Origin of the sequence: uncultured Pseudacidovorax sp. (genome assembly GCF_913773995.1) — a bacterium.
Classification (GTDB): Bacteria; Pseudomonadota; Gammaproteobacteria; order Burkholderiales; family Burkholderiaceae_C; genus Xenophilus.
The window spans coordinates 15,050-33,807 of record NZ_CAJYES010000005.1 but is presented as its reverse complement, the minus strand read 5'-3'; the positions used below and the strand labels follow the sequence as shown (position 1 = coordinate 33,807).

17 protein-coding genes are annotated in these 18,758 nt (G+C 70.9%); 7 read left to right on the top strand and 10 right to left on the bottom strand.

Going from position 1 to position 18,758, the window contains the following annotated elements; translation table 11 throughout:
• Positions 1–95: 95 nt before the first annotated feature.
• The gene (locus QZ772_RS00510) at positions 96–1,334 is read left to right on the top strand and encodes an FAD-dependent oxidoreductase (RefSeq protein WP_295521899.1); all 1,239 of its coding nucleotides are present in this window, start codon (positions 96–98) and stop codon (positions 1,332–1,334) included.
• A gap of 35 nt (positions 1,335–1,369) precedes the next feature.
• On the opposite strand, the gene QZ772_RS00505 is transcribed toward QZ772_RS00510, so the two are convergent.
• From QZ772_RS00505 to speD, 3 genes are read right to left on the bottom strand one after another with little or no spacing between them, the layout of a single operon-like run.
• Positions 1,370–2,761 carry an aminopeptidase P N-terminal domain-containing protein gene (locus QZ772_RS00505; RefSeq protein ID WP_295521896.1) on the bottom strand — a complete coding sequence of 464 codons (1,392 nt, stop codon included), beginning with the start codon at positions 2,759–2,761 and terminating at the stop codon, positions 1,370–1,372.
• Positions 2,758–3,483 carry a nucleotidyltransferase family protein gene (locus QZ772_RS00500; protein WP_295521894.1) on the bottom strand — a complete coding sequence of 242 codons (726 nt, stop codon included), beginning with the start codon at positions 3,481–3,483 and terminating at the stop codon, positions 2,758–2,760. The genes QZ772_RS00505 and QZ772_RS00500 overlap by 4 nt, the downstream gene beginning before the upstream one ends.
• A gap of 8 nt (positions 3,484–3,491) precedes the next feature.
• Complete coding sequence (gene speD / locus QZ772_RS00495) at positions 3,492–3,881, bottom strand: adenosylmethionine decarboxylase (protein WP_295521891.1); 390 nt, start codon at positions 3,879–3,881, stop codon at positions 3,492–3,494.
• A gap of 197 nt (positions 3,882–4,078) precedes the next feature.
• Between speD and tkt the strand changes: the two genes are divergently transcribed.
• The 3 genes from tkt to gap are packed head-to-tail and all read left to right on the top strand — an operon-like array spanning position 4,079 to position 7,713.
• Positions 4,079–6,112, top strand: a complete 2,034-nt coding sequence (gene tkt, locus QZ772_RS00490) for a transketolase (RefSeq protein ID WP_295521888.1) — start codon at positions 4,079–4,081, stop codon at positions 6,110–6,112.
• Positions 6,113–6,129: 17 nt separating this feature from the next.
• Complete coding sequence (locus QZ772_RS00485) at positions 6,130–6,693, top strand: GNAT family protein (RefSeq protein ID WP_295521885.1); 564 nt, start codon at positions 6,130–6,132, stop codon at positions 6,691–6,693.
• 21 nt (positions 6,694–6,714) lie between these two features.
• A complete protein-coding gene (gene gap / locus QZ772_RS00480; protein WP_295521882.1) occupies positions 6,715–7,713 on the top strand; it encodes a type I glyceraldehyde-3-phosphate dehydrogenase in 999 nt (332 codons plus the stop codon).
• A 166-nt stretch (positions 7,714–7,879) separates the two neighbouring features.
• Here the strand turns inward: gap and QZ772_RS00475 are convergent, their stop codons facing one another.
• The 6 genes from QZ772_RS00475 to QZ772_RS00450 all read right to left on the bottom strand — a co-directional run bounded on the left by QZ772_RS00475 (position 7,880) and on the right by QZ772_RS00450 (position 14,193).
• The gene (locus tag QZ772_RS00475; RefSeq protein WP_295521879.1) at positions 7,880–9,661 is read right to left on the bottom strand and encodes an EAL domain-containing protein; all 1,782 of its coding nucleotides are present in this window, start codon (positions 9,659–9,661) and stop codon (positions 7,880–7,882) included.
• Entirely contained in the window at positions 9,658–10,455 is a 798-nt protein-coding gene (locus tag QZ772_RS00470; protein WP_295521876.1) for a GGDEF domain-containing protein, read from the bottom strand. The genes QZ772_RS00475 and QZ772_RS00470 overlap by 4 nt, the downstream gene beginning before the upstream one ends.
• A gap of 22 nt (positions 10,456–10,477) precedes the next feature.
• Positions 10,478–10,867: a DUF1987 domain-containing protein gene (locus QZ772_RS00465; protein WP_295521873.1), complete on the bottom strand. Its 390-nt coding sequence runs from the start codon at positions 10,865–10,867 to the stop codon at positions 10,478–10,480.
• Positions 10,868–10,899: 32 nt separating this feature from the next.
• Positions 10,900–11,472, bottom strand: coding sequence for a SiaB family protein kinase (locus QZ772_RS00460; protein ID WP_295521907.1), 573 nt, complete (start codon positions 11,470–11,472; stop codon positions 10,900–10,902).
• Positions 11,473–11,476: 4 nt separating this feature from the next.
• Entirely contained in the window at positions 11,477–12,712 is a 1,236-nt protein-coding gene (locus tag QZ772_RS00455; RefSeq protein ID WP_295521871.1) for a SpoIIE family protein phosphatase, read from the bottom strand.
• Between the two features lie 89 nt (positions 12,713–12,801).
• A complete protein-coding gene (locus QZ772_RS00450; RefSeq protein ID WP_295521868.1) occupies positions 12,802–14,193 on the bottom strand; it encodes an amidase family protein in 1,392 nt (463 codons plus the stop codon).
• A gap of 171 nt (positions 14,194–14,364) precedes the next feature.
• Between QZ772_RS00450 and QZ772_RS00445 the strand changes: the two genes are divergently transcribed.
• Positions 14,365–14,970 carry a DNA-3-methyladenine glycosylase gene (locus QZ772_RS00445; RefSeq protein WP_295521866.1) on the top strand — a complete coding sequence of 202 codons (606 nt, stop codon included), beginning with the start codon at positions 14,365–14,367 and terminating at the stop codon, positions 14,968–14,970.
• Between the two features lie 67 nt (positions 14,971–15,037).
• Here QZ772_RS00445 and QZ772_RS00440 read toward each other — a convergent pair whose 3' ends face one another.
• Entirely contained in the window at positions 15,038–16,252 is a 1,215-nt protein-coding gene (locus QZ772_RS00440) for an MFS transporter (RefSeq protein ID WP_295521863.1), read from the bottom strand.
• Between the two features lie 136 nt (positions 16,253–16,388).
• On the opposite strand from QZ772_RS00440, the gene QZ772_RS00435 reads away from it, so the two are divergent.
• Both QZ772_RS00435 and QZ772_RS00430 read left to right on the top strand, forming a co-directional pair.
• Positions 16,389–17,309, top strand: a complete 921-nt coding sequence (locus QZ772_RS00435; protein WP_295521859.1) for a LysR family transcriptional regulator — start codon at positions 16,389–16,391, stop codon at positions 17,307–17,309.
• A gap of 73 nt (positions 17,310–17,382) precedes the next feature.
• Positions 17,383–18,705 carry an Nramp family divalent metal transporter gene (locus tag QZ772_RS00430; protein WP_295521905.1) on the top strand — a complete coding sequence of 441 codons (1,323 nt, stop codon included), beginning with the start codon at positions 17,383–17,385 and terminating at the stop codon, positions 18,703–18,705.
• Positions 18,706–18,758: the final 53 nt, after the last annotated feature.

The following is an 18,758-nucleotide window of genomic DNA, read 5'->3' as shown; positions in this document are numbered from 1 at the left end:
CCGCGGCCGGTGCGCACCACCTTGCGCACGGACCTGATGCTGCCGGGCGCGCTGGTCGAGCTGACCGTCATCGCCCAACAGAAGGCCTGACGCCCATGGGCCGCGAGATCCTCGTGCTCGGCGCCGGCATGGTCGGCACCTGCACCGCCCTCCATCTGGCGATGCGCGGCCATTCGGTGGCCCTGGTCGACCGCGGCCTGCCGGGGCGCGAGACCTCGTACGGCAACGCCGGCATCATCCAGCGCGAGGCCGTGTCGCCCTATGCCTTTCCGCGCAGCCTGGCCAAGCTGGCGGGCGTGGCCCTCAAGCGCGGGGCCGACGTCAACTGGCACCTGGGCGCCCTGCCGACGGTGGCCGGCGGGCTGTCGCGTTACTGGCGCAATTCCTCACCGGAACGCTACGCGCCCATCGCCGCCGCCTATGCGCGCCTGATCGAACATTCGACGCGCGAGCATGCCCCGCTGATCGAGGCGGCACGCGCCGACGACCTGGTGCAGCGTGACGGCTACCTGCATGTGTTCCGCGATGCCGCCAGCTTTGCGCAGGCACACCGCGATGCCGAAGCCACCGCAGCGCGGCACGGCCTGCGGGTGCGCGCCCTCGACGGCGCCGCCCTGGCCGCCGAAGAACCCGCCCTCACGCAGCCCCTGCCCGGCGCGCTGCATTGGCAGGACCCGTGGTGCGTGAGCGACCCGGGCGAACTGGTGGCCCGCTATGCCGCGCATTTCCAGCAGCTCGGTGGCGTGCTGGTGCAGGGCGACGCCGCCACACTGACGGCAACCGCCGAGGGCTGGCGCGTGCAGACAACGCGCGGCCCGGTAGAGGCGCAGGACGTCGTGGTCGCCCTGGGCCCCTGGGCCGACCGGCTGCTCAAGCCCCTGGGCTACCGGCTGCCGCTTTTCGTGAAGCGCGGTTACCACCGGCACTACACCGGCGGCCCCACGCTGCGCCGGCCGGTCTACGACCTGGACCGCGGGCTGGTGATCGCGCCGATGCGGCGCGGCGCCCGCATCACGACGGGTGCCGAATTCGCCCGCCAGGATGCAGCGCCCACGCCCTGGCAGCTCACGCGCGCCGAGACCTATGCCCGCGAACTGCTCGACCTGCCGCACCCCGTGGAAGGCGAGCCCTGGCTGGGCGCCCGGCCCTGCACCGCCGACATGCTGCCGGTGATCGGGGCCGCCCCGCGTCACCGCGGCCTGTGGTTCAACTTCGGCCATGCGCACCAGGGCTTCACGCTGGGCCCGGCCAGCGGCCGCTTGCTGGCCGAGCTGATCGACGGCGGGCCGACGATGGTGGATGCGGCGCCCTACTCGGCGCAGCGCTTCGGCTGAGCGTCCGGCGGCCTGGGCCGCAAGGAGCCGCCCGCTCAGCCGCGCATCAGCGCTTCGATCTCGTCGCCGTCCACCGGCACGCCGCGCGTGATCAGCTCGCAGCCCGAGGCGGTGACGATGGCGTCGTCCTCGATGCGGATGCCGATGTCGTGGAACTGCGCCGGCACGTCGTCGGCGGCGCGTACGTAGATGCCCGGCTCGATGGTCAGCACCATGCCGGGCTGGAGGATGCGGCTCGGGCGGTTCTTGATCACCTCGCCCGAGAGCGGGTCGCGCCGCTCGCTGATCTCGCCCACCTGCGTGGGCTCCACGTAGCTGCCGCAGTCGTGCACGTCCATGCCCAGCCAATGGCCGGTGCGGTGCATGTAGTAGCGGAAGTAGGCGCGCTGCTCGATCACGTCGTCTACGCTGCCGACCTTGTTGGCGTCGAGCAGACCCAGGTCGAGCATGCCCTGCGACAGCACGCGCACCGTGGCCTCGTGGGGGTCGTTGAATCGGTTGCCGGCCTTGGTGGCGGCCACCGCCGCATCCTGGCTGGCCAGCACCAGGTCGTAGAGCGCGCGCTGCGGGCCGGTGAACCTGCCATCGGCCGGGAAGGTGCGGGTAATGTCGCTGGCATAGCTGTCGAGCTCGCAGCCGGCATCGATCAGCACCAGCTCGCCGGCGCGCACCGGCGCCACGTCGGCCCGGTAGTGCAGCACGCAGGCATTGGCGCCAGCCGCCACGATGGAGCCGTAGGCCGGAAACTGCGAGCCGCCCAGGCGGAATTCATGCAGCAGCTCGGCGTCGAGCTGGTACTCGCGCACGTCGCGACCCTCGCGCAGCATGCGGGCGCTCAGCTGCATGGCGCGGATGTGGGCACGGGCGCTGATCTCGCTGGCGCGGCGCATCACGTCCTGCTCGTAGGCGTCCTTGACCAAGCGCATCTCGTCCAGCGGGCCGCACAGGTCGCGCTGCTGCTCGGGGCACAGGGCGCCGAAGCGCACGCGGGCGCGCACCTTCTGCAGCCAGCCGTCGACACGGACTTCCAGGCCCGGATGGGTGGCGAAGGGGTACCAGACCGTGGCCCGGTTCTCGAGCAGCTTGGGCAGCCGGCTGTCGAGTTCGGCGACGGAGAAGGCCTCCTGCACGCCCAGGCGCTCGGGCGCGGCCTCGGGGCCCAGACGGTAGCCGTCCCAGATCTCCCGCTCCAGGTCCTTGGGCTGGCAGAACAGCGTGCTGCGGCCCGCGGCATCGACCACCAGCCAGGCATTGGGCTCGGTGAAGCCGGTCAGGTAATGGAAGTAGCTGTCGTGCCGGTAGGGAAAGTCGCTGTCGCGGTTGCGCTGGCGCTCCGGCGCGGTGGGGATGAGGGCGATGCCATCGGCACCAAGTTGGGCGGCCAGGCGGGCCCGGCGCTCGGCGTAGAGGGAAGGACTGGCGTTCATGGCGGCGTGTTGAGTTGGGCGAGGCGCTCGGGGGTGCCGACGTCGGTCCAGCGGCCGGTGTGCAGCTGGGCACTGACGCGGCCATTGTCCATGGCGCTCCGAAGCAGCGGCGCCAGCGCGGCCTTCACGCCCGCCGGGTTGCCGGGCGGTATGCCGCACCAGGGCGGCGCGAAAAGTTCGCGGCGGTAGAGACCGATGGTGGAGAAGGTGAAACGCGGCGCCGGGTCGTCGGGCGGCAGATTCAGGGCCGCGCCGTCTTCGCCGATGCCGAAGTCGCCGCGAGGGTTGTGCGGCGGATTGGGCACCAGCCACAGGTGGGCCAGGCGGCCGCTGTCGGCGAAGGACTGCACCTGGGCCTGCGTGAAGTGAAAGTCGGGCGTGTAGACATCGCCGGCCAGGCACCAGAAGAGGTCGGTGTCCAGCAGCGGCAGGGCGCGGGCGATGCCGCCCGCGGTCTCCAGCGCCGCGCCGAAATCACGGCCTTCGTGCGAATAGGCGATATGCGAGACGAGGCCCTCGTCCCAGCGGGGGGCGCTACCGAAGCGCTGTGCGATCTGCTCGCCCAGCCAGGCCGTGTTGACGACCAGCCGGGTGAAGCCGCCGCGCGCCAGCGCCTCCATGGGCCACTGCATCAGCGGCTTGCCGCGGACTTCGAGCAAGGGCTTGGGCGTGCCGTCCGTCAGCGGCCGCATGCGCTCGCCGCGACCAGCGGCGAGAACCATGGCCGGAATCACACCAGATGGCCAGTGATGCTGCCGCGGTGCAGGATGTTGCGCTCCACGTGCCGTGGCGCGAACAGGGCGATCAGCGCCTCCTGCAACGCCTTCGCGGCATCGGAATGATCGCCGCCAAAATTGCACACGTAGATATCGAGCGTCACGCTGCCCTGCTCGGGCCATGTGTGGATGCACACATGCGATTCCGCGAGCAGAAGCGCCACCGTCACGCCGCCACGGCCTATGGGCGTCGCGGGGAAGTGATGGGCCACCTGGCCCACCACGTTCAACTTGGCGACGGCAACGACGCGCGTCAAGCACTCGAGAAGGATGGTGCCTTCCGTGAGCCAAAAGTCGGCGCACTGGCAATCGTGTAGGTCGGCGGTGAGGTGCAGGCCCTGCATGTGCGCCACTCTAGCAGTCCAACCCCCCACTGCAGCAGTCAATATGGGGGGTTTCTTTACAAATGTGACACATATTTCTCATGGATCGGCCATGACAGCGCTGCCCGTCGCCCGCGCCGGGTGTCTGGAAGGGTCGCGGCAGCGTGCATCGGTAAAATCGCCGGTTCCCCTCTTCATCCCCCCGAAAGCCTTTACTCATGGCCAACCAAGCCCTGATGGCCAACGCGATCCGCGCGTTGGCGATGGACGCCGTCCAGCAAGCCAACTCCGGGCATCCCGGCGCCCCGATGGGCATGGCCGACATGGCGGCGGCCCTCTGGGGTGAGCACCTCAAGCACAACCCGGCCAACCCGCACTGGGCCGACCGCGACCGCTTCGTGCTCTCCAATGGGCATGCCTCGATGCTGATCTATGCCCTGCTGCACCTGACGGGCTACGACCTCCCCATCGAGGAACTGAAGAACTTCCGCCAGCTGCACAGCCGCACCGCCGGCCACCCCGAGGTGGGCATCACCCCCGGCGTCGAGACCACCACCGGCCCGCTGGGCCAGGGCATCACCAACGCCGTGGGCTTCGCGCTGGCCGAGAAGCTGCTGGCCGCCGAGTTCAACCGCGACGGCCATGCCATCGTGGACCACCACACCTACGCCTTCCTGGGCGACGGCTGCCTGATGGAAGGCATCAGCCACGAGGCCGTGGCCCTGGCAGGCGCCTGGAAGCTGGGCAAGCTGATCGCCCTGTACGACGACAACGGCATCAGCATCGACGGCAAGGTCGCGCCCTGGTTCATCGACGACACACCCAAGCGCTTCGAGGCCTGCGGCTGGAACGTGATCGGCCCGGTGGACGGCCATGACGCCGTCGCCGTCTCCGCCGCCATCGCCCAGGCCAAGACGGGCGAGGGCAGCAAGCCGACCCTCGTGGTCTGCAAGACGCAGATCGGCAAGGGCAGCCCCAACCGGGGCGGTACCGCCAAGGCGCACGGCGAGCCGCTGGGCGCCGACGAGATCGGCTTGACCCGCTCGGCCCTGGGCTGGGAACACGCCCCCTTCGAGCTGCCCGAGGCCGTCTACCAGGACTGGGACGCCAAGGCCAAGGGCGCGGCCGCCGAAGCCGCCTGGAGCGAGAAGTTCGCCGCCTACGCGCAGGCCTTCCCCGATCTGGCCGCCGCTTTCGAGCGCCGCATGAAGGGCGAGCTGCCCGCCGCCTTCGACCAGGTGGTGGTCGACGCCGTGCTGGCCGCCCACACCAAGGCCGAGACCGTGGCCAGCCGCAAGGCCAGCCAGCTGGCGCTGGAGACGCTGACGGTGCAGCTGCCCGAACTTCTCGGCGGCAGCGCCGACCTGACCGGCTCCAACCTGACCAAGACCGCCGCCACGCCCGACCTGCGCTTCGCCGCCGACGGCACCGTGGTGCGCACCGAGGACGGCCGCATCGGCCGCCACATCAACTACGGCGTGCGAGAGTTCGGCATGGCCGCCATCATGAACGGCGTGGCGCTGCACGGCGGCTTCATCCCCTACGGCGGCACCTTCCTGACCTTCAGCGACTACAGCCGCAACGCCATCCGCATGGCGGCGCTGATGAAGCAGCGGGTGATCCATGTGTTCACGCACGACTCCATCGGCCTGGGCGAGGACGGCCCCACGCACCAGTCGATCGAGCATGCGGCCAGCCTGCGCCTGATCCCCAACCTCGATGTATGGCGTCCGGGTGACACCACCGAAACGGTGGTGGCCTGGGCCTGCGCGCTGCGCAACAGGACGCAGCCCACGGCGCTGCTGCTGTCGCGCCAGAACCTGAACTACGCGCCCAAGGACGAGCTGGCCGACATCAGCCGTGGCGCCTACGTGCTGGCCGAGCCCTCGCGCGTGGGCCTCAAGAAGAAGGCCAAGGCGGTGATCATCGCCACCGGCTCCGAGGTGCAACTGGCGCTGGCCGCGCAGGAGTTGCTGGCCGCCCGCAAGATCCCGGTGCGCGTGGTCTCCATGCCCAGCACCACCACCTTCGACCGCCAGGACGTCAAGTACAAGAAGTCCGTGCTGCCCAAGGGCCTGCCGCGCGTCGCGGTCGAAATGGGCAGCACCGGCGGCTGGTGGAAGTATGGTGTGGATGCCGTGGTGGGCATCGACAGCTACGGCGAATCGGCACCGGCCGGCGTGCTGTTCAAGCACTTCGGTTTCACGCCCGAGAACGTGGCCGCCACCGTGCAGGCCGTGCTCAAGGGCTGAAGAGCAGCCTCCCGCCGATGAGCCTCCCCGCCTTTCCAGAACTGAAGACGGAACGGCTCATCCTTCGTGAACTGGCGCATGCCGATGCATCCGCCATGGCGGCGATGCACCGCGATCACGACGCCATGCGCCACTGGGGCGCGGCGCCGCTGGACACCGAGGCGACGGCGCACGACTTCATCGCCCGCTGCAGGGCGGGCTGGCAGTACGGTCCGCCGGTGTTCCGCTGGGCGCTGGAGTCCCGCAGCGGCGGAACGATGCTGGGCACCTGCGGCCTGTTCAACTGGGACCCACGCTGGCACCGCTGCACGCTGGGCTACGAACTGGCCCGCAGCGCCTGGCAGCAGGGCTACATGCGTGAGGCCCTGGTGGCCGTGCTCGGCTGGGCCTTCCAGACCCAGGGCATCCACCGCGTCGACGCCCTCATCCACCCCGACAATGCCGCTTCCTTGCGCCTGGCCCAGTACCTGGGCTTTCGGATCGAGGGAAGATTGCGGGAGGCGGCCTTCTGGGACAACCGTTTCCACGACATGGCGCTCCTGGGCCTCCTGGCCTCGGAGCTGCGCGTTTTTCCAAACTGAAACTCGAGAAAGAGCATCGACATGACCATCAAATTGGGCATCAATGGCTTCGGCCGCATCGGCCGCAACGTGCTGCGCGCCGCGGTGCAGAACTTCCCCGACATCGAAGTCGTGGGCATCAACGACCTGCTGGAGCCCGATTACCTGGCCTACATGCTGCAGTACGACTCGGTGCACGGCCGCTTCAAGGGCGACATCGCCGTCGAGGGCAACACGCTGATCGTCAAAGGCAAGAAGATCCGCCTGACGCAGGAGCGCGACCCGGCCGCCCTCAAGTGGGACGAAGTCGGTGCCACCGTGGTGCTCGAATCCACCGGCCTGTTCCTCACCAAGGAAACCGCCGGCAAGCACCTGGCCGCCGGTGCCAAGAAGGTGATCATGTCGGCCCCGTCGAAGGACGACACGCCCATGTTCGTGTATGGCGTCAACAGCAGCGGCTACGCCGGCCAGGACATCATCTCCAACGCGTCCTGCACCACCAACTGCCTGGCCCCGCTGGCCAAGGTGCTGCACGACAAGTGGGGCATCAAGCGCGGTCTGATGACCACCGTGCATGCCGCCACCGCCACGCAGAAGACCGTCGACGGCCCGTCCAACAAGGACTGGCGCGGTGGCCGGGGCATCCTGGAAAACATCATCCCCAGCTCCACCGGCGCCGCCAAGGCCGTGGGCGTGGTGCTGCCCGAGCTCAAGGGCAAGCTCACCGGCATGAGCTTCCGCGTGCCCACCTCCGACGTGTCGGTGGTCGACCTGACCGTCGAGCTGTCGAAGGAAGCCAGCTACAAGGACATCTGCGCCGAGATGAAGGCCCAGAGCGAAGGTGCCCTGAAGGGCGTGTTGGGCTACACCGAGGACAAGGTGGTGGCCACCGACTTCCGCGGCGATGCCCGCACCTCCATCTTCGACGCCGAAGCCGGCATCGCGCTGGACGGCACCTTCGTCAAGCTGGTGAGCTGGTACGACAACGAGTGGGGTTACTCCAACAAGTGCCTGGAGATGACCCGCGTCGTCGCCAAGTAAGGCCACACCGGGCCGCTACCGCGGCCCCGGCTTTCGAGCCCCGATGAAGAGCGCGCCCCACGGCGCGCTTTTTTCTTTGCGGGTCACCCTTGCGCCGCAGCCCGCAGCCCGCAGCCCGCAACCCGCAACCCGGAGCCAGCACGGCAGGAATGCCGGTGCGCCGACCTCAGGCCCGCGCCTGCAGCCAGCCGTCCAGGGCCGCCTTGTCCATCGGCATCGCCAGGTGGAAGCCCTGTCCCTCGTGACAGCCCATGGCCTGCAGCGCGCCGCAGGCGACCTCGTCCTCGATGCCCTCGGCCAGCACCGCCAGGCCCAACCGGCGGCCGAGCTGGGCCACCATCTCCGCAATGCGCGCGCCGCGCGGCTCGCCCAGCTGGCGCACGAAGCTGCGGTCGATCTTGATGCGGTCCAGCGGCAGGCGCTCCAGGTAGCTGAGCGAGGAATAGCCGGTGCCGAAGTCGTCGATGGCGATGGAGACCCCCTCGGCACGCAGCGTCTGCAGCGTGGCCTCCAGGAAGTCGGTGGGCAGCACCGCCACCGATTCGGTGATCTCCAGCTCCAGGTGTCGCGCTTCGATGCCCGCTTCGGCCAGCGCGCGGCGCGCGGTGGCGGCGAAGCCGGCGTCCTGCAGTTGCGCCATCGACACGTTGACCGCCATGCGCAGTGGTGCGCGACCGGCATCCAGCAGCTCGCGCATGGTGCGGCAGGCCGTCGCCAGCACCCATTCGCCCAGGGCCACGATCAGCCCGGAATGCTCGGCGACCGGGATGAACTGGGCCGGCGGGATGAAGCGGCCGTCCTCGCAGCGCCAGCGCAGCAGGGCCTCCAGGCCGATGAGGGCACCGGTGCGCAGATCCAGCTGCGGCTGATAGACCAGAAAAAGCTGCTGGCGCTCGATGGCGGCGCGCAGGTCCGACAGCAGCAGGGCACGGGCACGGGCTTCGGCCCCCATGTGCGCCAGGTACTGCAGGTGCTGGCCGCGGTGGTCGCGCTTGGCCCGCTTGAGCGCGATGGTCGCGTCCTTGACCTGGTCCACGCCGCTGCCGCCGCCTTCGCCCAGCAGCACCCAGCCGCAGGTGAGCGACACCTTGTGCGGTACGGCCTCCACCGCCAGCGGCTGCCCCACGCTGTCCAGCAGACGCTGCGGCGCCACCTGGCCCACCGGGCCCAGCACACCGAAGGTGTCGGCGCCCACCCGCGCCAGCAGCACGCCGGGCGGCAGGGCATCGCCCAGGCGGCGGGCCACGACCTCCAGCAGGCGGTCGCCGAAGCGATGGCCCATCACGTCGTTGGTGGCGCTGAAGTCGTCGATGTCGACGAGCGCCAGGATGTGGCCCTGCAGGCCGCGGTTCACGCACTCGTCCACCTTCTCGATGAAGCGGGCGCGGTTGGGCAGTGACAGCAACGGATCCTTGTAGGCCTGCTCGTGCAGCCGCTCCAGCAGGCCGCGGCTGTGCAGCAGCAGGCCCAGGTTGGCGCAGAAGGCATCGAGCAGGCGCCAGTCCGGCCGCCTGGCGGCGGATGCGCCGGGCGCATCCAGGAGCACGACCATGCCGCCCGTGCCCGGACGGCCGATGAAAAGCGCCATGCGACCCGTGGCGTCCTGCACGCTGGTGCCGCGGGTCAGCGCATCGGCCAGCAGCGTGCGCAGCAGCGGCTCGGGCAGTTGGGTCAGAGGCCGCTCCAGCCAATGCGCATAGCGCCCCTGGGCGGCGAGCACCCGCGCCTCACCGGGGCGGCCATCCGGCGCAGCGCAGACCAGTCCCTGCCAGGGCACATCCAGCAGCAGGGCCAGCTGCTCCAGCGCGCCCAGGGCGAAGCGCCGCACATCGGTCTCGGCCAGCGCCAGCCGAACAGCGGCGTGCACATCGGGTGGGGGCCCACCGGCGTCGTCGCACTCTTGCGCGCGGGCCTTCTTCGGCCGGCCGAGAACAAGGGTTTGGGTCATGCGCCGGACGCCTGTGCGGCGACAAGGCGCGCGGGCGAAGCTTCCGCTGCGCCGGCCGAAAGCCCCGGGCCGGCGGCGCGGGCCACCTGGTTGCGCCCGCCGCGCTTGGCGGCATAGAGCGCCTCGTCGGCCAGGGCGTAGGCCAGGTCGAAGCAGGCCCCGCGTGGCATCCAGCTCACGCCGAAACTCGCCGTGACGCGGCTGCCATCGGGCAGGGCGAAGTCGCGACCCTCGATGGCGCGGCGCACCAGCTGGGCGATCTGCGCGGTGCGCTCCATCGACCAGCCCGGCAGCACCACGGTGAACTCCTCCCCGCCGACCCGGCCGATCTGGGCCCCGGGGGGCGCGGCATGCTGCAGGCAATCCACCACGCCGAGGATCACCTGGTCGCCGGCGGGATGGCCGAAGCTGTCGTTGACGCGCTTGAAGTGGTCGATGTCCAGCACCACCAGCGCCAGGTCGTGGCTGAGGAACTGACGGTTGGCCACGTCGATGATGGCGGCGCGGTTGAGCACGCCGGTCAGCGGATCGTGCGTGGCGCGGTACTCGAGCTCACCGGCCAGGTCCTGCAGACGCTGGTTGAGGCGGGTCATCTCCAGCTCGGCCCGGTCGCTGCGGCGGACCAGGCGACGCGTCTCGCGCAGCAGCCGGTCGTAGCTCGCCAGCAGCTCGCCCAGGGCGGCGTGGGCGGCCATGGCATCGCCCGCGCCCGCCGCGTGCACGGCGCGGGCGGCGGCCAGCGCCTGGCGCTCGGCGTCGAAGAGGTCGGGCGGCGTGGCGGCGATGTCGTGCATGGGCGCTCGCTTGCGGCCGGCCTCAGCGCGCGCCGACCGGCAGGCAGGTGAAGACGACGGCCGGAAAGTCATCCGCCAGCTCCTGGCCGAACTCGAGGAGGGTGTCGTCCTCCTCGTCGTAGTACCACGACAGCTGCACCACGCAGCCCGCCTCGGCCGCGCCGTGCAGTGCATCGATCAGGTTGAACAGCATCTTGGTGCTGGAGCTGTTGAAGTAGGCCAGCGCGATGTGCACCTCGATGCGGCTCGGCGCCGCCTCGGCCAGGTAGGCGCGCAGGCGGCCCAGCACCTCGCCATAGAAGGCCGCCGCGTTCTCGGGATAGGACTCGCCGCGCAGGGCGAGCGAATGGCTGTCGAAGCGGAAGTCCACCTCGGGCGAGCTGGGGGTGGGGGCGATGTAGAGGTTGTCCATGCGCAGGGGATCGGGAAGGGGCCGCGTCCGCGTCAGATGCAGGCCTTGAGATGGAACACCGGCGCACCGCCCACGGACGCGGACGCGTCGAAGTCGAAGTCCAGCGGTTCGCTGGCATCGCGCGCCACCGTGAGCAATCCCATGCCCGCGCCCTTGCTGCCCGCGGGCGCTTCCTCGCGCAGGCTCTGGCGGTAGGCCTGCTTGATCTCGTCCAGCGTCATGCTGCGCAGGACTTCCAGCTTGGCGCGCAACTCGTCCGCCGCCTGGGGCTCGACCGGATTGGCGCACAGCAGCAGGAAGCGGCCATCCGGTTCGCGGCGGATGCACACCGAGCCGTGACGCAGCTCCCGGTCTTCTTGGTGCGGCGGCGTCAGGGCGTCGGCCGAGTAATGGATGATGTTCTGCGCCATCTCGACGAAGGACGAGAACAGCTTGCGCCGCGTGGGCCCGGCCACGCCGGCCACCTCCAGCTGCAGCTTCACCGCCTCGGCCATGGCGCCGACGATGTGCTGCGAGAAGTAGCCCACGTAGTAGAAGATGACCTCGTGCTGGCGCGCCAGGTTGAAGAAGGTCCCGTACTTGTCGGCGATCAGGTCGGCGGGCATCGGTTCAGACACGGAAGCAGAAGTAGGTGAGGTCGTCGCGGCGATGGTGCTCGCCCTGCCAGTCGCGCAAGGCGGCACCGACGGCGCGATTGACATCGGCCGGCGAGGCCGTTTCGGGCTGGGCCAGCAGCAGCTCGCGCAGGCGGCGCTTGCCGAAGGCGATGGCGCGGGGGCCGCCGATCTGGTCGATGAGGCCGTCGGTGGCGGCGAACACAAGGCTGCCCGCAGGCAGCTGCAGCGTGTGGTTGGGCCAGACCTCGCCGAGCGGGCTGTCCACATAGCCGACGCCACGACGATGGCCTTCCACCAGCTCGACCTCGGCGCCACCCGGGCGGCGCACGAAGAGCGACAGGCGCGCACCGGCGAACACCAGCGTGCCCTCGACCGGCTGCACCCAGAGGCAGGCGGCGTCCAGGCCGTCGTCCGAGCCGGGCGTCTCGTCCCGGCCGTCCAGCTGGCCGAGCGCCTGCTTGATGCCACGGTTGACCTGGGCCAGCAGCCCCCCGGGATCGCGCGGACCGTGGCGCTCGACGGCCTGGCCCAGGCTGGCCGAGGCGATGAGCGTCATGAAGGCACCGGGCACGCCGTGGCCCGTGCAGTCGGCCAAGGCCGCGAACCATCCCTCGGGGGTGCCGCAGGCATGGAAGAAGTCGCCGCCCACCACGTCGCGCGGCTCCCAGACCAGGTCGGCCTCGGGGCAGGCCCGGGCCAGCGCGTCGCGCGAGGGACGCAGCATCGCCTGCTGGATCACGCTGGCGTATTCGATGCTGAGCATGATCTGGCGGTTGCGCGCGGCCTGCATGTCGGCCACGGCACGCATCAGCTGCAGCCCGCTGCCCACGCCGGCGAAGGCATCGCCGCGCGTGACGATGAAGCCGTCGGCCAGGGCCTTCTCGCCGAACTCCACCGCGCGGAAGGTGAGCGCGTCGATGTCCAGCGCCTCGTCCACCACCAGCGGTTCCTTGTCCATGAAGGCGATGCAGCTCTTGCGGCCGTACAGCTCCATGCGGAACGGCTTGCTCATCTGCGACAGGAAGGTGTTGCGGTTGATGAGGCCGATGGGCCGGCCGTCTTCCACCACCGGCAGGCCCAGCAGATCGCGATGACGCGCGAAGACCTCCATGACCTTCTCGTTCGTCTCGTCCGCGGTCATGCAGGGCACGGGCACGCACAGATCGGCGGCACTGGGCTGGCGGGAACGGGGACGGAAGTCGCTGAGGTATTCGCTGGCGGCGGCCATGACGGGTGGCGGGAAAGAAGACACGCCTGTGTAAGCAAACGTTAAATGCACTGTGTGACAGCGCTGTGACTGAAGCAGGCGGTGCGTCGTCAGTCCGGGGTCGCGATCCGGCGCGCCACCTCGACCGTGCCGCGGTCCTGCAGCCAGGGGCCGATCACCTGCACGCCGAGCGGCAGTCCGCCCGCGCCCGTCGTGACCGGCACGGCGGTGGCCGGCAGGCTGGCCAGCGAGGCGAGGCTGGCCCAGGCGGACTGGGCCTCGTAGGGCGTGTCGGCGCCAGCGACGCGCAGCCTGCGCTTCGCCCAGTCCGGCTCGTCCTGGTGCGCGAAGGCGGCACAGCCGAAAGCCGGCATCAGGATGGCGTCGACCCGCTCCAGCAGCGCAAAGCACTGCGCCCGCAAACGGCCGCGCTCGGCGACGAGGCGGATCCATTCGTGCGCGTTCAGGGCGCACTCGGCGCCGGGTTCGAAGGCACCGAGCACGGTCATCACCCACTGCTGGTAGGCGCGGTGCAGCACGGCCAGGTCGGGCAGGGCGCCGGGCGGCAGTTCTGCAGCGTGCACGATGCGTGCGCCCTGCGCCTGCAGCCGCCGCGCCGCCTCGGCCACCGCGCCGCGCACCTCCGCATCGGCAGGAGCGAGCGGATGGCCGTCGAGCACCAGCACCTGCCAGCGCGCCGGATCGGGCTGGCGCGGCGGCGGCAGCTGCAGTTGCCAGGCCTGGGCCATGGGCATCTCCGGGCCGGCCAGCACGTCCAGCGCAAGGAGCAGGTCGTCGGCGTTGCGTGCCAGCGGGCCGATGACCGTGGGCAGGTCGGGCGGTGGCCCGAGCGTGTCGGGCGTGCCGGGAAAGGCCTGGCCGCGCAGGGGCAGGATGCCGGCGCTGGGCTTGTGCGCCCACACGCCGCAGAAGTGCGCGGGCACGCGCAGCGAGCCCATCAGGTCCGAACCCAGTTCCAGCGCCACCAGGCCCGCTGCCAGCGCGGCCGCGCCGCCGCCGGAGGAGCCGCCCGGCGTTCGCGAGGCATCCAGCGGATGCACGGTGCGGCCATGGATCGGGTTGGCTGTCTGCCAGTCGGCCAGCGCCACGGGCACATTGGTCTTGCCCAGGATGACGGCGCCCGCGGCCTTGAGCCGCTGCACGGCCACCGCGTCGGTCGCCGGGCGGAAGTCCCTGAACGGCGGCAAGCCCCAGCTGGTGGGCAGGCCGGCGATGTTGAAGGACTCCTTCACCGTCATCGGCACGCCCAGCAGCGGCGGCCGTTCGCCCTGCGCGCGCCGGGCATCGGCCGCGCGGGCCTGATCGCGCGCGCGGTCGAAGTCGCGCAGCACGACGGCGTTGAGGGCGCCGTCCTTCGCCTCGATGGCAGCGATGGCGGCGTCGCAGAGTTCGAGGGCGGTGGCCTCGCCCGCCGAGACGGCGTGGGCGCAGGCGGTGGCGCCCTTGTGGATCAGCGTGGCGAAGTCGGTCGGCTGGGGCATGGCGGGCGAGGACGGCGGCCGCGGCGCGGTGCCGGCTCCTGGGTGACAAGGACCCGGTCATTCTGGCGCCACGCACCCTGGCGCGGGCTGTCGGGTGCACCGGCATTCGTCCGGCGCGGGCGGAGTGGCGCGCCTCCTAGACTGAAGATCCGTCCTCGCCCCTTCCGCTCCGTGACAGCCTCATCGCCCACGACCGCCTTCATCGACTTCCTCGCCCCGGCCCACGAGGTGGCGCGGGCCCTGATCGGCGTCGAGCTGCTGGTGGACGGCGTCGGCGGCCGCATCGTGGAGACCGAAGCCTATGACCGCGAGGATCCGGCCTCGCACAGCCACCGCGGGCCCACGCCGCGCAATGCGGCCATGTTCGGGCCGCCGGGCCGGGCCTACGTCTACCGCTCCTATGGCATCCACTGGTGCCTCAACTTCGTCTGCGGCCCCGAAGGCCACGGCGCGGGCGTGCTGATCCGTGCGCTGGCGCCCACCGAGGGCCTGGCCCGCATGCGCGAGCGCCGCGGCGTGCAGGATGTGCGCCTGCTGGCCGCCGGCCCCGGCCGCGTGGGGCAGGCGCTGGGCGTGGACGCCAGCTTCAACCACCTGCGGCTGGATGCCCCGCCCTTCGAGCTCCGTCCCCGGCCCGCCGGCGAACGCGTTCAGGTGCAGACCGGGCCACGCATCGGCATCACCCGCGCGGCGGACGTGCCCTGGCGCTTTGGCGAGGCGGCCTCGCCTTTCCTGAGCCGGCCTTTTCCTAGACTTCCCAAGCTTTCCGGGCGATGACGCCGGATGCAGAAAGGCCGCCCGGTGCTCGCCAGGCGGCCTTTCTGCAGGAGACCCCGAACGTCGCTCAGCCGCGCCGCGGCGGCCACAGGCGCACGGCCAGCGTGGCCCCGGCGCTCGCCATGGCCAGCAGCACGACGCCGAACCAGCCCACATGGGCCAGCACCTGGCTGCCCAGCGCGGCACCGGCGGCCATGCCGATGAACATGCCGGTGAACAGCAGTGCATTCAGCCGGCTGCGGGCGCCCGGGTCCAGGCTGTAGACCAGCGTCTGGTGCGCCACCAGCGTGGCCTGCACGCCGAAGTCGAAGCCGATGGCGGCCACCACCAGCAGGCCGATCTGCGCGGCAGGTGGCAGCAGGTCCTGCACCAGCAGCAATGCGAAGGACAGCAGCGCCAGCCCGGCGCCCAGCTGCGTCACCCGGCCGGGGCCGCGGCGGTCGGCCAGGCGGCCGGCCAGCGGCGCGGCCAGCGCACCGGCGGCGCCGGCCAGGCCGAAGGCGCCGGCGGCGGCGCTGCCCATCTGGAAGCGCTCGTGCAGCATCACCGCCAGCGTGGACCAGAAGGCGCTGAAGCCGATCGACAGCAGGCCCTGCGCCAGTGCCGCGCGGCGCAGTGGACCGTAGCGCTTCCACAGCTGCACCAGCGAAGCCATGAGCTGGCCGTAGCTCAGCTGCGTCGAGGGCACGAAGCGCGGCAGCCCGCGCCACAGCGCGACGCCGATCAGCGCGATGGAGCCGGCCGCGGCCAGGAAGACGGCGCGCCAGCCCCACTGCTGGCCGACCAGCCCGCTGGCCACCCGCGACAGCAGGATGCCCAGCAGCAGCCCGGTCATCACCGTGCCGACGGTGCGGCCGCGGTGCGCCTCGGGCGCCAGCGCGGCGGCGGCGGGCACGATGTCCTGCGCAAGCGTCGCGGTCAGGCCGATGGCGAGACTCGCCACGAGCAGTGCACCCAGCCCGGGCGCCATGGCGCTGGCCAGCAGGGCGAGCATCAGCAGCACGACCTTGACCAGGATGATCAGGCGACGGTCGTAGCGATCGCCCAGCGGGATCAGCAGCAGGATGCCGGCCGCATAGCCCAGTTGGGTGAGCGTGGGCACCAGACCGGTGTGTGCCGGGCTGGCACCCAGGTCGGCGCCCAGGATGCCGAGCAGCGGCTGTGCGTAGTAGAGGGCGGCGGCGCCCAGGCCGGCGCCGGCGGCCAGCATCAGCACTAGGCTGCGCGACAGGTCGGGCTGGGCGGGGGCGGCGGCACCAGCGGCGAGTGGAAGGGATGACATGAGAACTCCTTGGCAGTCGGCGGCGCCGCCCCGCCGAACACAAGCAAGGTGGGCGCCGTCGAATGGGGAGCATTCTTTCAACGAATGACAAAAAGCTGTAGACGGTTGGATTGCAGATCGGCTATACGTTCAGTGCATGAAAGACGCCACCCTTGCCGTCGACCGGCTGGACCTGCTGCAGACCTTCGTGCGCATCGTGGACGCGGGCAGCCTCTCGGCCGCGGCCCAGCAGATGGGCAGCACCCAGCCCACCGTGAGCCGCCGCCTGCAGGCGCTGGAGCGCAGCCTGGGGCTGCGGCTGCTGCACCGCTCCACCCATGCCATGGCGCTGACCGAGGACGGCGAGCGCTGCCTGGCCCAGGCGCGCGAGCTGCTGGAGCGCTGGGACAGCTTCGAGGCCGAGGTCCGCGGCGCCCGCAACACGCCGCGCGGCCACCTGCGCGTGCTGGTGCCGCATGCCTTCGGACAGGACCAGCTGATGGCACCGCTGCTGGGCTTCCTGCAGGCCCATCCCGAAGTGAGCGTCGAATGGCTGCTGCACGACCGCCAGCCGGACTTCATCGCCGAGGGCATCGACTGCGCGATCCGCGTCGGTGCCGTGAGCGATCCCTCGGTGGTGGCACAGCGCCTGACCGAGATCCAGCGCATCGTGGTGGCACCGCCCGGTCTGTGGGGCGAGGGTCCGCCGCCCGAGGCGCCGCAGCAACTGGCCGCCCTCCCCTGGCTGGCGCTGCAGACCTTCTACCGCGACGAGGTCACGCTCACACACGAGGCCGACGGTGCGCGCGAGACCTTCGCCATCCGGCCGCGCCTGGCCACCGACAGCCTCTATGCCACCCGCCGCGCCGTGCTCGGCGGGGCCGGCGTCGCACTGGTGTCGGCCTGGGCGGTAGCGCCGGATCTGGCCCAGGGCCGGCTGGTGCGCCTGGCACCACAGTGGGTGGGCGATCCGCTGCCCATCTACCTGATGCATCCCTACGCGCGACAGTACCCGCCGCGGCTGCGCGCCTTCACGGCGTGGATGCGCGAGCACATGCCCTCGCCCGAGCAGTTCTGACCGGGCACATCCGGCGGCGCTGCACCCCTGCCCCGCCCGATCGGTGACGCGTCTCCTTACCATCGGCCCCGCCATGTTCCGCCTGCCCCGCACCGCCACCGCGCCCTTCTGCCCTTCCGAAGTCAAGGGCAGCGTCACCGTCGACCCGGGCCAGCCCATCCACAAGAAGCTGCTGAAGTTCGCCGGCCCCGGCCTGCTGGTGTCGGTGGGCTACATGGATCCGGGCAACTGGGCCACCGACATCGAGGCCGGCTCGCGCTTCGGCTACGGCCTGCTCTTCGTGGTGCTGCTGGCCAGCCTGGCCGCGATGCTGCTGCAGACCCTGTGCGTCCGTCTGGGCCTGGCCGGCGGGCTGGACCTGGCGCGCGCCTGCCGTCAGCACTACGGCCCGCGCACCAACCGCTTTCTGTGGCTGGGCGCCGAGCTGGCCATCGTGGCCTGCGACCTGGCCGAGGTGCTGGGCAGCGCCCTGGCGCTTCACCTGCTGCTGGGCGTCTCCATTCCCGTGGGCATCGCCATCACGGCCTTCGACACGCTGCTGGTGCTGGGCCTGCAGGGCGCGGGCTTCCGCCGGGTCGAGGCCATCGTGCTCGGCCTGGTGCTGACCATCGCCGGCTGCTTCGCGGTCGAGCTGGCCATGGCCCAGCCCAACTGGTTCGGCGTGGCGATGGGCTTCGTGCCCAGCCTGGAGCGGCTGCAGCAGCCGGGCGCGCTATACCTGGCCATCGGCATCGTGGGCGCGACGGTGATGCCGCACAACCTGTATCTGCATTCCTCCGTGGTGCAGACCCGGCTGGTGGCGCGCACGCCCGCGGCCACGCGCGAGGCGGTGCGCCTGGGCACGATGGACGCCGTGCTTTCACTCACGCTGGCGCTGTTCGTCAATGCCGCCATCCTGATCCTGGCGGCCAGCGCCTTCCACGGCGGCGCGCGCACGCCGGTCACCGAGATCGAGGACGCCTACCGGCTCATCGAGCCGGTGGTGGGCGGGCTGGCGGCCACCCTCTTCGGCATCGCGCTGCTGGCCTCGGGCCAGAGCTCGACCTTCACCGGCACCATCGCCGGCCAGATCATCATGGAAGGCTTCCTGGACCTGAAGATTCCCTGCTGGCAGCGGCGGCTGATCACCCGGGCGCTGGCCATCGTGCCGGCCTTCGTGGGCGTGTGGTGGTTCGGCGACGGCGGCGTGGGCAAGATGCTGGTGCTGAGCCAGGTGGTACTGAGCTTCCAGCTGCCATTCGCCATCTGGCCGCTGGTGCGCTTCACCAGCGACAAACGGCTGATGGGCGAGTTCGCAAGCGGGCCGTTGATGAAGGCCGCGGCCTGGGGGCTGTTCGCGGTGATCGGCGCGGCCAATGTGTGGCTGGTCTGGACGGTGGCGACAGGGCAGGGCTGAGGCGGAAGCGATGGCCACAGCGGTACCGCGGCGCGTTCGAAGGACGGGCACCG

Bases quoted from the DNA above. Each gene is read 5' to 3' on its own strand.
- QZ772_RS00510 (WP_295521899.1), top strand. From the start codon at position 96: ATGGGCCGCGAGATCCTCGTGCTCGGCGCCGGCATGGTCGGCACCTGC.
- QZ772_RS00505 (WP_295521896.1), bottom strand. From the start codon at position 2,761: ATGAACGCCAGTCCTTCCCTCTACGCCGAGCGCCGGGCCCGCCTGGCC.
- QZ772_RS00500 (WP_295521894.1), bottom strand. From the start codon at position 3,483: ATGGTTCTCGCCGCTGGTCGCGGCGAGCGCATGCGGCCGCTGACGGAC.
- speD (WP_295521891.1), bottom strand. From the start codon at position 3,881: ATGCAGGGCCTGCACCTCACCGCCGACCTACACGATTGCCAGTGCGCC.
- tkt (WP_295521888.1), top strand. From the start codon at position 4,079: ATGGCCAACCAAGCCCTGATGGCCAACGCGATCCGCGCGTTGGCGATG.
- QZ772_RS00485 (WP_295521885.1), top strand. From the start codon at position 6,130: ATGAGCCTCCCCGCCTTTCCAGAACTGAAGACGGAACGGCTCATCCTT.
- gap (WP_295521882.1), top strand. From the start codon at position 6,715: ATGACCATCAAATTGGGCATCAATGGCTTCGGCCGCATCGGCCGCAAC.
- QZ772_RS00475 (WP_295521879.1), bottom strand. From the start codon at position 9,661: ATGACCCAAACCCTTGTTCTCGGCCGGCCGAAGAAGGCCCGCGCGCAA.
- QZ772_RS00470 (WP_295521876.1), bottom strand. From the start codon at position 10,455: ATGCACGACATCGCCGCCACGCCGCCCGACCTCTTCGACGCCGAGCGC.
- QZ772_RS00465 (WP_295521873.1), bottom strand. From the start codon at position 10,867: ATGGACAACCTCTACATCGCCCCCACCCCCAGCTCGCCCGAGGTGGAC.
- QZ772_RS00460 (WP_295521907.1), bottom strand. From the start codon at position 11,472: ATGCCCGCCGACCTGATCGCCGACAAGTACGGGACCTTCTTCAACCTG.
- QZ772_RS00455 (WP_295521871.1), bottom strand. From the start codon at position 12,712: ATGGCCGCCGCCAGCGAATACCTCAGCGACTTCCGTCCCCGTTCCCGC.
- QZ772_RS00450 (WP_295521868.1), bottom strand. From the start codon at position 14,193: ATGCCCCAGCCGACCGACTTCGCCACGCTGATCCACAAGGGCGCCACC.
- QZ772_RS00440 (WP_295521863.1), bottom strand. From the start codon at position 16,252: ATGTCATCCCTTCCACTCGCCGCTGGTGCCGCCGCCCCCGCCCAGCCC.
- QZ772_RS00435 (WP_295521859.1), top strand. From the start codon at position 16,389: ATGAAAGACGCCACCCTTGCCGTCGACCGGCTGGACCTGCTGCAGACC.
- QZ772_RS00430 (WP_295521905.1), top strand. From the start codon at position 17,383: ATGTTCCGCCTGCCCCGCACCGCCACCGCGCCCTTCTGCCCTTCCGAA.